At 39.1% G+C, this 11,961-nt stretch carries 17 protein-coding genes; 12 read left to right on the top strand and 5 right to left on the bottom strand.

Translation table 11 applies throughout. The annotated features are described in order from the left end of the window. The first annotated feature begins 5 nt into the window (after positions 1-5). Entirely contained in the window at positions 6-701 is a 696-nt protein-coding gene (gene narI, locus CZ487_RS19135) for a respiratory nitrate reductase subunit gamma (RefSeq protein WP_077213886.1), read from the top strand. A gap of 53 nt (positions 702-754) precedes the next feature. On the opposite strand, the gene CZ487_RS19130 is transcribed toward narI, so the two are convergent. Then, entirely contained in the window at positions 755-952 is a 198-nt protein-coding gene (locus tag CZ487_RS19130) for a YqzH family protein (RefSeq protein ID WP_077213885.1), read from the bottom strand. Between the two features lie 169 nt (positions 953-1,121). On the opposite strand from CZ487_RS19130, the gene CZ487_RS19125 reads away from it, so the two are divergent. The 3 genes from CZ487_RS19125 (at position 1,122) to CZ487_RS19115 (ending at position 3,137) form a co-directional block, all read left to right on the top strand. Beyond that, entirely contained in the window at positions 1,122-2,381 is a 1,260-nt protein-coding gene (locus CZ487_RS19125; protein ID WP_077213884.1) for a Y-family DNA polymerase, read from the top strand. 14 nt (positions 2,382-2,395) lie between these two features. Next, entirely contained in the window at positions 2,396-2,731 is a 336-nt protein-coding gene (locus CZ487_RS19120) for a YolD-like family protein (protein ID WP_077213883.1), read from the top strand. Between the two features lie 79 nt (positions 2,732-2,810). Then, entirely contained in the window at positions 2,811-3,137 is a 327-nt protein-coding gene (locus tag CZ487_RS19115; RefSeq protein ID WP_077213882.1) for an iron-sulfur cluster biosynthesis family protein, read from the top strand. A 36-nt stretch (positions 3,138-3,173) separates the two neighbouring features. On the opposite strand, the gene CZ487_RS19110 is transcribed toward CZ487_RS19115, so the two are convergent. Continuing rightward, on the bottom strand, positions 3,174-4,085 hold the full coding sequence (locus CZ487_RS19110; RefSeq protein ID WP_077213881.1) for an alpha/beta hydrolase: 912 nt from the start codon (positions 4,083-4,085) through the stop codon (positions 3,174-3,176). 93 nt (positions 4,086-4,178) lie between these two features. Continuing rightward, on the bottom strand, positions 4,179-4,310 hold the full coding sequence (locus CZ487_RS27770; protein ID WP_272914211.1) for a hypothetical protein: 132 nt from the start codon (positions 4,308-4,310) through the stop codon (positions 4,179-4,181). Positions 4,311-4,478: 168 nt separating this feature from the next. Between CZ487_RS27770 and CZ487_RS19105 the strand changes: the two genes are divergently transcribed. Together CZ487_RS19105 and CZ487_RS19100 are read left to right on the top strand one after the other, a co-directional pair. Continuing rightward, positions 4,479-5,669 (top strand): acetyl-CoA C-acetyltransferase, encoded by a 1,191-nt coding sequence (locus CZ487_RS19105; protein WP_077215389.1) that lies wholly within the window; start codon positions 4,479-4,481, stop codon positions 5,667-5,669. Between the two features lie 84 nt (positions 5,670-5,753). Further along, positions 5,754-6,005, top strand: a complete 252-nt coding sequence (locus tag CZ487_RS19100; RefSeq protein WP_202617892.1) for a YqkE family protein — start codon at positions 5,754-5,756, stop codon at positions 6,003-6,005. A gap of 64 nt (positions 6,006-6,069) precedes the next feature. On the opposite strand, the gene CZ487_RS19095 is transcribed toward CZ487_RS19100, so the two are convergent. Next, positions 6,070-6,993, bottom strand: coding sequence for an aldo/keto reductase (locus CZ487_RS19095; RefSeq protein ID WP_077213879.1), 924 nt, complete (start codon positions 6,991-6,993; stop codon positions 6,070-6,072). Between the two features lie 52 nt (positions 6,994-7,045). Next, the gene (gene mciZ / locus CZ487_RS19090; RefSeq protein ID WP_077213878.1) at positions 7,046-7,177 is read right to left on the bottom strand and encodes a Z-ring formation inhibitor MciZ; all 132 of its coding nucleotides are present in this window, start codon (positions 7,175-7,177) and stop codon (positions 7,046-7,048) included. Positions 7,178-7,252: 75 nt separating this feature from the next. Between mciZ and CZ487_RS19085 the strand changes: the two genes are divergently transcribed. From CZ487_RS19085 to xerD, 6 genes are all read left to right on the top strand, one after another. Continuing rightward, positions 7,253-7,804, top strand: coding sequence for an NUDIX hydrolase (locus tag CZ487_RS19085; protein WP_077213877.1), 552 nt, complete (start codon positions 7,253-7,255; stop codon positions 7,802-7,804). After that, a complete protein-coding gene (locus tag CZ487_RS19080) occupies positions 7,801-8,967 on the top strand; it encodes an endonuclease Q family protein (protein WP_077213876.1) in 1,167 nt (388 codons plus the stop codon). Before CZ487_RS19085 ends, CZ487_RS19080 begins: the two co-directional genes overlap by 4 nt. A gap of 204 nt (positions 8,968-9,171) precedes the next feature. Beyond that, complete coding sequence (spoIIM, locus tag CZ487_RS19075; RefSeq protein ID WP_077213875.1) at positions 9,172-9,813, top strand: stage II sporulation protein M; 642 nt, start codon at positions 9,172-9,174, stop codon at positions 9,811-9,813. 241 nt (positions 9,814-10,054) lie between these two features. Beyond that, positions 10,055-10,513, top strand: coding sequence for a ferric iron uptake transcriptional regulator (fur, locus tag CZ487_RS19070; RefSeq protein ID WP_077213874.1), 459 nt, complete (start codon positions 10,055-10,057; stop codon positions 10,511-10,513). Between the two features lie 107 nt (positions 10,514-10,620). Beyond that, positions 10,621-10,848, top strand: coding sequence for a YqzK family protein (locus CZ487_RS19065; RefSeq protein ID WP_077213873.1), 228 nt, complete (start codon positions 10,621-10,623; stop codon positions 10,846-10,848). A gap of 5 nt (positions 10,849-10,853) precedes the next feature. Further along, positions 10,854-11,747, top strand: a complete 894-nt coding sequence (gene xerD, locus CZ487_RS19060) for a site-specific tyrosine recombinase XerD (protein WP_077213872.1) — start codon at positions 10,854-10,856, stop codon at positions 11,745-11,747. The last annotated feature ends 214 nt before the right edge of the window (positions 11,748-11,961 follow it).

Raw genomic sequence — 11,961 nt, 5'->3', positions numbered from 1 at the left:
CTGACATGAGTGGATTTTTTTGGTGGGGGATTTTTCCATATATATGTGGGACGATCCTAGTAGTAGCGGCTGTTTATCGGATTGTCTTTCGCGGGATTAGTTGGCACGCGCCTTCAACTGAAATTTTTGAAAAAAAATGGTTAAGGGTTGGTTCTTTGCTCTTCCATTGGGGGATTATCTTTGCCTTTTTTGGTCATGTAATGGGGGTGCTAATTCCCATCAGTGTCTATGAGGCGATGGGAGTAAGCGACCATATGTACCATGTTTTTGCTATTGCAGGTGGTGGAGCTGCAGGTTTAATGGTTGTTTTAGGTTTAATTGTACTTCTGATCCGTAAAATGACTAATCCAAAAGTCAGTGTTCATGCGTCGTTTGCTGATTATTTTACTGTTATTTGGCTTTTGCTGGTCGCCGGGTTAGGGACATACATGACCATTATTTATAATACAACTGTTGTAGCTTATGAGTACCGGGTGAGCATAGGACCGTGGTTTCGGAGCTTATTTACCCTTCAACCAGATATTCAGCTTATGGAGGGAGTGCCGTTCCTATTTCAGTTACATGTCATCTTTTCCTTTATTCTGTTTGCGGCCATCCCTTTTACCCAGCTCGTGCATATGTTCAGCTTTCCAGTAAGATATCCGGCAAGAGCTCCTCAGCAATATCGGAGCCGTGATGGATATAAGAATAGCCGCCCTTGAAGGCTTGGCTTTTTATAAGAAAAATCACTTTCACAAGGGGAAGTGATTTTTCTTTATTCATTTGTTATAAACTCATAGACGATATCATTAATAATGTCATGCAGTGTGCTTTCGTGATCTTTTTCCTTTGCGGTAATAATTTTTTTATATAATCGTTCATAATCGCCTTCTTTTATTGGGAAATCCTCGTGTTCATTGTGATATTGCTTGAAGCAATTTCGCACCATTTTATAGATGAATTTTTTGTCCATTTGCACGCACCTCACCGATGATTATACTCATTCTTCATAAAAGAATCATCTCAGGCTTTTCTCAAACCATAAAAATTTCCATTGAAACAGAACGTATATTCGCTTAATATTAAAAGTATAATAATAAGAACAAATGTTCCTTTTGGTGATAAGAAGAGGTGGAGAAGGCATGATTGATTACAGCAAGATGCCGCACAATCAAATTTTATGTGTTGATATGAAAAGCTTTTATGCCAGCTGTTCCGCTGTTATGTTAGGGCTGGACCCGCTTGAGTGCTATTTGGCCGTTGTTGGGGAAAAGGAACGCCAGGGAAGTGTTGTGCTTGCAGCTTCACCGAAATTAAAAAAAGAATTTGGCATTAAAACAGGGTCTCGCAGGTTTGAAATTCCGAATGATCCACGAATTCTAGTAGTGGAACCGAAAATGGCGACGTATTTAAGAGTTTCGTTGGAAATTACCCGTGTATTTCACCGCTACGTTCCGAAAGAAGCCATTCATACTTATAGTGTAGATGAAAGTTTTATCGGCGTGGACGGAGCGGTTAAGCTTTGGGGCGATGCGAAAACGATTGCGCGAAAAATCAAAGATGATATTGAGAGAGAATTCCAGCTTCCGTGTGCGGTCGGCATTGGACCGAATATGCTGCTGGCAAAGCTTTGCCTTGATTTAGAGGCAAAAAAGAAGGGCATTGCCGAGTGGACGTATGAGGACGTCCCGGAAAAATTGTGGAATGTTTCACCGCTAAGAGAAATGTGGGGAATTGGCCGCCGCGTTGAAAAAACTTTAAACAGCATGGGGATTTTTACGGTAGGGCAGCTGGCTCATTATGATTTAAAAATGCTGGAGAAGAAATTTGGGGTTATGGGAAATCAGTTGTATTACCATGCATGGGGAGTCGATCTTTCTGAAATGGGAGCTCCGCTAATGGAAGGGCAAATCAGCTTTGGAAAGAGCCAGATTTTACTCCGGGACTATAAGGAAGAGGAGGAAATCAAGCATGTCATATTGGAAATGTGTGAAGAGGTGGCAAGGCGTGCCCGTACAGGAAGGAAAGCAGGAAGAACGATCAGCTTTGGTCTTGGCTACAGTAAGGATGAGTTTGGCGGCGGTTTTTACCGTTCAAGAACGATCGATACGCCGACAAATGTGACGATGGACCTTTACCGCGTGTGCTTAGAGCTTTTTCGTGAGCATTATGATGGAAAGACGGTTAGGCAAATTATGATTTCGCTCGGTAATGTTGTCGATGACAAAGATTTTCAGCTGAACTTATTTGATTTAGATGGCTGGAAAAAGAGAGAGCTTGGCTACACGGTTGATGATATTCGCAAACGTTTTGGACCGGGCTCTTTGCTTAGGGCTGTCTCCTATACCAATGCGGGAACAGCGAAGCACCGAGCTAAGCTGGTTGGCGGACATAAAATGTAAGGAGGATAAAGTCAATGATTCGAGACCGCGGGAAAATGAAATGGACATCGATGATGCTGCCTGAGCATGTTAAGCTCTTGCGGGATTGGGCGAAAGAAGATGCCTTTGAAGACAGCAAAGAACTAGATGAACAGTATTTAGAAGTGATGAACGAAGTGATTTTTGAAGCAATGGAATTTGGAAAAAGGGTCACGGTCACTCATTACGTGCAAAAACAGTACAAACTGGTCATAGGGGATATTCATTATTGGGATCCCCTTAGTCAAAAGCTGCATATTGTTGACCGCTTTGAGGAAGTCCACCGAATTCCCCTTTCTGCGATTGCAGATGTCCGCTTGACGGAAGAGTAGCCTCTCTTTAAGCATAAGAGAAGAGGGCTGGTAAAAAACTATGCTACAATGAGATATATTACGGGAAGGAGAATAACAGATGGAAATCACCTTAACAGATGCAGCAGCAAGAAAGATAGAAGAAAAAACAGGCGAAAATCAAGGGTTTTTAAAATTGAAATATGATACGGAAGGCTGCGGGTGTGTGGTAAGCGGTGTAACCGCCCTATGGCTTGTAAAGGAATTAGAACAAGATGACGAAGAAGTTCAAACAAATGCAGGTTCCATTTATGTAGAAAAATCAAAGGTCGTTTTTTTAGCTGATAAGCTTACCATTGATTTCTCTGAGTCTAGTAACACCTTTCAATTAAAAAGCCCCAATGAATACTTAAATCCTCGCATGAGTTTTTATAATAAAGTCGTATAAAAAGTAATAAAGAAGGCATCGAACATAGCGCCTTCTTTATTTTCGATAGACATAACTCTCTAAAAACTCATCAATGACCTTTTCATAGTCCTCTTTATTTTCATTTAATGATTGCGCATGAACCCCATTCTCTGCCATATAAAGCTTTTTGGGTCCCTTTTTTTTATCGTAAAGAGCTTCTGTCATTGATGGTAGTATGAAGTCATCTTTCTTGCTATGAATAAAAAGAATGGGCTTTGTAATATGTTCAATAACGGTAATTGGAGCAACGTCGCGCAAAGAATACTTTTGCCGCATTTTGATAAACAAATCAGCAACAGGCAGGAAAAGTTTTGGAGGAAGTCTCATTTCAGCTTTTAAGCGGTAAGCGAGCTGTTCTCTAAAATCCGAAAAAGGACAATCAGCAATATAAAAATTTGCCCCATCTTCAAGCATTCCAGCATATAAAAGCATCGTCGCGGCTCCCATCGATTCCCCGTGAATTCCAAGTAAAAGGTTAGGACCTCTGTCCAGCTTCAGCCAGTCAACGATTGTTTTTAAGTCGAATTTTTCATAGTATCCGTAGCTCGTTGTTTTTCCTCCAGATTCACCGTGTCTGCGGTGATCGTAAATGACCGCGTTGAAGCCTCTTTGGATAAAAAGATTCATATACTTTACTGAATTAAGTTTGTTCTCGGTTACACCGTGGCAAAAGATCATGTATTGATTGGTGTCATGAGGTTCGACAACAACTGCTTTCAGATGATAGCCAAAGGAAGAGGGGATTAAGATTTCTCTTTTTGGCATATTGTCAAACTCATCAGGGTTTAAGCGGCCTGCTTCTTTTTCACGATTGAAAATAAAAAGATCATCCTTCTTTTTCATATACATAATTCGGTTCGAAAAATAGACGCCGATGGAAACAAAAAGAAGCAGGATAGAAAGGAAGTAACGGAAGGCTCGCTTCAAGAATATCCCTCCAAAAGTGTTATTTTCTTCATTTTAGCATTTTAACGAAAATTTTAAAAAAATAAGACTCGGGCATGCCGAGTCCTAGGTTTCCTATTGCTGTGAATTTTGCCTTTTGGTTGGCTGGACGGCTTGTTCCAATTCCTCCGCCGCGATCATTTGCTTTACATTGTCTCCATTAGGCTTTCCTTTTTGGCTATAACCCTTTTCTCGTTTTTGAGACATGATTGTTCCCTCCTTAAAAGTAACATCTCTAATAACATGGGTTAATCATTGTTTCATTATGCACGCCCGAGAGAGCTGCTGAAGAAGAGAAGTTTTGCTGAAATAAAAGGATTTTTTCATTCCAAATCGAACTATAAATAGGAGTGGAAATAGAAAGGGATGAAAAGAATGACAGCGACAGAAGTGGTAATTGTCAGCGCAGTTCGAACAGCAATTGGTAGTTTTAATGGAAGTTTAAAAGACATTTCAGCACCTGACCTAGGCGCGATTGTGATTAAAGGAGCTCTTGAGAAAGCAGGATTAAAACCGGAACAGGTAGATGAAGTGATTTTAGGAAATGTTCTCCAGGCTGGTATTGGACAAAATCCAGCGCGGCAGGCTGCGATAAAAGCAGGACTTCCGCAAAGTGCTTCTGCCTTTACAATTAATAAGGTATGCGGATCTGGACTAAAAGCTGTGCATTTAGCGGCACAGGCAATTATGGCAGGAGATTCCGAAATTGTCGTAGCAGGCGGAATCGAGAATATGAGTCAAGCTCCATATCTGTTGAAAAATGCTCGAAATGGTTTTAGAATGGGAGATCAAAAGGTAATTGACAGCATGATTACAGACGGTCTATGGTGTGCATTCAATGACTATCATATGGGAGTAACAGCCGAAAATCTTTGTGACAAGTATGGGATTACGAGAGAAGAGCAGGATGAGTTTGCAGCTTGGAGTCAAGAAAAAGCAGTGAACGCGACCCAGCAGGGGAAATTTAAAGAAGAAATTGTTCCGGTAGAGATTCCTCAGCGTAAAGGGGAGCCGGTTATATTTGATAGAGATGAATACCCTAAAGAAGGGACAACAGCGGAAAAGCTGAAAGCGCTTAAGCCTGCTTTTAAAAAGGATGGAAGTGTTACGGCTGGAAACGCCTCAGGAATAAATGACGGGGCAGCCGTTCTGGTTGTGATGAGCAAAGAAAAAGCAGAGGAGTTAGGAATAACTCCGCTTGTCACGATAAAGGGAAATGCCAGTGCAGGGGTTGATCCAAGTATTATGGGAATAGGCCCGGTTCAAGCTGTTAAAAAAGCTTTAGAAAAGGCATCTATATCCATGGATGAACTGGATCTTATTGAGGCGAACGAAGCATTTGCAAGTCAGAGCTTGGCTGTAGATAAGGAACTCCATTTTAATAGAGATATATTAAATGTAAACGGTGGAGCCATTGCCCTGGGGCATCCTATTGGAGCAAGCGGAGCAAGAATATTGGTCACTTTAATTCATGAGATGAAACGAAGAAATGCTGAGAAGGGACTGGCAACGCTTTGCATTGGCGGCGGCCAAGGAGTTGCGACGGTTGTAGAATTAGCAAAATAAACCGCAGGCTGCGGCTAGCTTTTGAAAAAGTAAACAATCTCTTTTTCTAATGTTATAATAGTTTCACAAACTTAGCAGAGAGGGATCAAGATGAAAAAAAAGAAACAAACTCCAGCCAAGAAACAAACTGATAAGCCTGTTACTTTAGGAGATATGTTAAACGAAGATTTAATGAAAAAGCTAAAGGATACAAAGCAGGAGTTAAAAGCAGAAGAAGAGCTTAAAAAAGAGGCAGAAGAACAGAAGAAGCGAGAAGAAAGACGTTTAAAGGAAAAAAATAAATCCTTTGAGGAGCTTTTTAATGAAAGCTCGATGAACTGGAAGGATTATAAATAGCAGATAAAAAGCAATCGGCTCATTTTTTAGCCGATTGCTTTGTTTTTTTATATGGACTTCAATTTTAACGATGCGAAGCGTATCGATTGGCTTTCGATACGGTACGAATAAAATCCAACTCTTCTTTCGTTAAAGGGTTTGTCTTGACAGCTTGAGCATTCTCTTTTACTTGTTTGACAGAGCTGGCTCCAGCGATAACAGAAGAAACAGCTGGCCCGGAAAGAATATATTGAAGAGAAATTTCTGTTAAGGAACGATCCTTAGCAATCTTTTCTTTTAAAGCAGGGATTAGCTCAGATAATTCATCGTAGCTGTAATCTGAATAACCGGATTCCATTACAGATTTTGATGCTTTTGTCAGCATTTTTTCGCTTAGCAGCCCTTTCGCTAGAGGGCCTCGACTGACAACGCTGATTCCATTTTCGGATAGGAGGGGCAGCATTTCTTCTTCAGGCCGTCTGTCTAAAATGCTGTATTGCATCATCACTGAAACAATATTAGCTTTTTCTACATACTCTCGAATGACATTAGGACGTATAGAGGAAATTCCATAATAACGGATAAATCCCTCTTCCCTTAACTCTTCAAATGCTTCAATCGTCTCGCTGATAGGATCTTCAATGGTCCCGCCATGAAGCTGATATAAATCGATATAATCGGTCCCGAGTCGTTTTAAGCTTTGCTTAACGGCTTCTTTAATATATTGCTTTGAAGGATCCCAGCTCCATCCGTTTTTTTCTTGATTTGGACGGTTTCCTACTTTTGTGGCAATCACAACTTTGTCTCTAACGTTTTTTAAAGAAGAGCCGACGATTTTTTCGTTGATGCCAAAATCATATAAGTCTGCAGTATCAAAATAGTTAATTCCCTCTTCTAAAGCCGCTTCAATAATCTGTTGTGCCTGCACTCCATCCGTGCCTAAAGACATACAGCCTAGTCCCAATTCGCTTACGAATAAATCGGATTGTCCTAGTTTTCGCTTTTTCATTTCCTTCACCTCTACTGTCTTATTCTATAGAAAGAAAGCAGAGGAAAACAAATTATTGCTCCTTTACGGTTTTCAGCCAGTCAGAAAGGTAATAATATTCTTTGGTATATTCTTTTAATTTCATTCTGATTTCCCAAGCTTTCCCCACTAAAATAATTCCTTTGTCATGCACATATACTTTCATTCCTACTCCTCCAAATGTAATATGCTAAACTATATGTACAAAGAAGCAGAGAATAGAACAGGAGTGACAAAAGAAATGGCACAACTAGAAGAGAAAACGATACAATCAGAAAAGATTTTTTCAGGAAAGGTCATCAGTTTGCAGGTGGATGATGTGATGCTTCCGAATGGGAATACATCAAAGCGCGAAATCGTTAAACATCCTGGGGCGGTTGCCGTTATAGCTCTTACAGAAGAAAATAAAATAGTCATGGTGGAACAATTCCGTAAGCCATTAGAGAGAACGATTATAGAAATTCCTGCAGGAAAGCTGGAGAAAGGAGAGGAACCCGCTCATTCTGCGAAACGGGAATTAGAAGAAGAAACAGGCTATGATTGCAAGCAGCTAGAATGGCTGATCTCCTTTTATACTTCACCGGGTTTTGCTGATGAAATTGTTCATTTATATGTAGCGAAGGGGCTTTTTAAGAAAGAGAACGCTTTGGGATTAGATGAGGATGAATTCGTCAATGTAGTGGAGTTGACGTTATCAGAAGCATTGCAATACATACAAGAACAAAAAATTTATGATGCCAAGACAGCATATGCCATTCAATACTTACAATTACAAGAGGATGTTAAAAAGTGAACCAATATTATGTTGATTTACATATTCATATCGGGCGAACGTATACCGGAAGAGCTGTGAAAATAACAGGAGCTAAGACGCTGACCTTTTCCAATATCATTGAACACGCCAGGGATTTAAAAGGTCTTCATATGATTGGAATCATCGATTGTCATTCCCCTGAGGTTATCATCGAGATGGAAAATTTACTGAATGCAGGAGAGCTTATCCAGCAGGAAGAGGGCGGTCTGTATTATGATGGATTAACGATCATCCCAGGCTCCGAACTCGAAATTTATGATGAAGACTGTAAAGGTCCAATCCATGTTCTGGCCTATTTTCCTAATTTAACGATTATGAAGGAATTCTCAAACTGGCTGACGCAGCATTTGAAAAATATTCATCTAAGCTCACAGCGTTTATATGTAACAGGCCGCGAACTTCAGAAAAAAGTAAAGAGTCTTGGAGGAATATTCATTCCAGCTCATGTTTTTACACCATTCAAAAGCTTGTTTGGACGAGGTGTGGAACGCTCGTTAGCAGAAGTATTTGACCCAGATTTAATAGATGGAATAGAGCTTGGTTTAAGTTCTAATACAAACATGGCAGATGTAATCGGGGAAATTCATAGATATCCTTATGTGACCAATTCTGATGCCCATTCCCTAGGGAAAATTGCCAGGGAATATCAAATAATTGCAATGAAGAAATTAACCTTTAACCATTTACTAGAATCGCTAGAGGAAAAAGCCGGCCAAAGGATAATCGCAAATTATGGGCTTGATCCGCTGTTAGGAAAATATCATCAAACTGTATGTGCTGAGTGTAGTGAACCAGCTAATCTTGAAATAAGTCGATGTCAAAATTGCGGTCATGAAAAATTTGTTAAAGGTGTGGCAGAAAGAATAACAGAATTAGCGACAGCTTCTCATGGTCCTGATAACAGGCCTCCTTATATCCATCAAGTGCCGTTACAGTTTATCCCAGGAATTGGTCCGAAGCTGATGGAAAAACTGCTCCACCATTTTGGAACGGAAATGGCCATTCTTCATGAAGTGCCAGAAGAAGCATTAAAGGAAGTCATTCCGATAAAAATTGCTAACCTTATTATCAATGCTAGAAAAGGGGCACTATCCTTCCAGGCAGGCGGGGGAGGCATATACGGAAAAGTAACGGAATCGTAAACAAACAAAACCCAGCAACAGAAAGCAAAAGGCTCTTTCAGGTATGAAACAGCCTTTTGCTTTTTTAAATCTAGTAAAACTTTTACTAGATTTGATTGTCATATAGAAGAACAGAACAACATACATTACAGTATAAGTTTTAGTATAGGACCCTTTGTAATGCAGCTGATACTGCTAATAGATTGGAGTTTTAGGGGGATAATGATGAAGAAAAAAATGTACCAGAGCGTGATAACATCACATTTTCGTGACCATTCTTCTATTTATTTGTTTGTGATTACGTTATTTTTAATGGGAGTTATATTTGGAGCCATTGTCGTGAATAGCTTGAGCCTGACACAAAAAGAAGATTTGTTTTATTATTTATCACAATTTTTTGGACAAGTATCTGATGGAAAGGTAGCAGCCTCGAATGATTTATTTTTACAAAGCTTCTTTCATAACAGTAAATTTATTGGCCTTATGTGGATTTTGGGAATTTCAATTATCGGTTTGCCTGTTATCTTAATCCTGCTTTTTATAAAGGGCTTAGTCGTTGGTTTTACTGTAGGGTTTCTTGTTAATCAAATGCAGTGGGAAGGATTTTTGATGTCCTTTGTGTCTGTTCTTCCTCAAAATTTGATCATCATCCCGATTTTTATATTTGCCGCAACTCTATCAGTTTCTTTTTCTATCACAATGATTCGCAGGCAATTTATGAAAAAGATGACGCAGCCAATGCTGCCATTGGTGGGAAGATATGCGCTTGCTTTTATGGCAGCTGCTCTGTTGTTAGTTGCCGCGGCTGGAATTGAAGCTTACGTATCCCCAGCTCTCATGAAAATGGTAGTAAACGCTGTTCAATAGAGAAAGGGAACCATTTCAATAATCTGAAAAAACTTCGCTTATTTTTCACATTTTTTTCTAAATATATGCTGAATTTGGTATATAATTAAAGGGAAAAGATAGAATAATTATTTATAATAACAATTTATAATAATTATTAGGTAAGATTAAATATAATCTATTATTTATAATAATTTCATTTTGAAAAGACTCGATCATTTGTTATAATGTATAGTGACAGTGGCGAGGGAGGACAAACGTAATGGAAAGCAGAATTGAGAGAATAAAGAAGCATTTACATTCATCAAGCTACAAACTAACACCTCAGCGTGAATCAACTGTAAGAGTGCTTTTAGAACATGAAGAGGATCATTTAAGCGCTGAAGATGTGTACCTCCTAGTTAAAGAAAAATCGCCTGAAATTGGACTAGCAACTGTATATAGAACACTTGAACTACTGACCGAATTGAAAATAGTAGATAAAATTAATTTTGGTGATGGCGTATCACGGTATGACCTAAGACAAGAGGGTGCAGCGCATTTCCACCATCACCTAGTTTGCATTGAATGTGGAGCTGTGGATGAAATTCAGGAAGATTTACTAGAGGACGTTGAAGCGATTGTTGAACGTGACTGGAATTTTAAAATTAAGGATCACCGCTTAACCTTTCATGGAGTATGCTATCGTTGTCAGGGAAAAGAAAAAGAGAATGAAGAATAGCCAAAACCTTTTCTAAGAAGAAAAGGTTTTTTACATAAGTCCAATGTATATTTACTGTCCTATTTGGCATACCTTTACTATAAAGGATGGTTTTGGAGGACAGGCATATGAAAACATGGTTTAAAGTACTATTTCAAACACTAAAGGTTTTCCTTCTTTTTACTGGCTGCACAATTCTATTTTACTATGGTATTATGTGGGTAAATGAAGAGTACCAGGATTATCATCGTTATGACGAACCAAACGGCACAGCCGTTAAGGTTTCAGGGAATGGAGTAGACGAAGACCCTACGTGGTTTGATAGGCTAATATTGTTTTACTTAAATGGGGAGTAATGATAATGGAGTATCAACTCAAAGATTTTATACACTTTTTAGTAGTAGAAAAAGGATTGGCTCGGAATACGATTGTTTCATATGAGAGAGATTTGAAGAGCTATATTCATTATTTACAGACCGTAGAGAAAATCAGTACATTTCAAGAGACAGGACGAGTCCAAATTGTTCATTTTTTAGGATTCCTGAAAGAACAAGGGAAATCGTCTAAGACTTTGGCTAGACATGTTGCATCGATAAGGGCTTTACACCAGTTTTTGCTCCGAGAAAAAACTGTTGATCATGACCCTTCCGTACATGTTGATACTCCGAAGATGGAGAGGTCATTGCCAAAGGTCTTAAGCTTAAAAGAAGTGGAACGGTTGCTAGATTCCCCAAAATCGAGTGATCATTTTGGGCTTCGTGATAAGGCGATGCTAGAGCTGCTTTATGCTACAGGCATTCGGGTAAGTGAATTGATAAGCTTGGATATGGGGGACGTCCATTTAACGATGGGGTTTATTCGCTGTATTGGAAAAGGGAATAAAGAACGGATCATCCCGCTGGGCAACTCCGCAAGTGCAGCAATACAAAATTATATCGATAAGGGACGACCTAAGTTTGTATCAAAAAAATATAAAGATGAAGCTTTATTTTTAAATCATCATGGTAAAAGATTAACTAGACAAGGATTCTGGAAAATTCTTAAGCGCCTTACACAGGAGGCTGGAATTGAAAAGGAACTAACACCTCATACACTCAGACATTCATTTGCCACACATCTTCTTGAAAATGGAGCAGATTTAAGAGCAGTTCAGGAGATGCTCGGACATGCTGATATTTCCACTACACAGATTTACACACATGTAACAAAGACGAGATTGAAGGATGTTTATAGCCAGTTTCATCCAAGAGCATAAACTTTTATAATAGAATAATAGAGTTAGGAAAAAGTTGCCTGTCCAGGCAACTTTTTCTTGTATTTAAAGGGTGAAATTTTGTACTATAAAGATGTCAGACTTCTGACCAATCTATTGATTCCTAATTTTTAGGGTACTCTAAAATTGTATAAATAAATAACAGTAGAATGACTGTATAAAATGTAATGCGGCTCTTGAAATTGTATACATACTT

Origin of the sequence: Robertmurraya dakarensis, from assembly GCF_900156875.1 — a bacterium.
Taxonomy (GTDB): Bacteria; Bacillota; Bacilli; order Bacillales; family Cytobacillaceae; genus Robertmurraya; species Robertmurraya dakarensis.
This window is presented reverse-complemented; position numbering and strand designations above follow the sequence as displayed.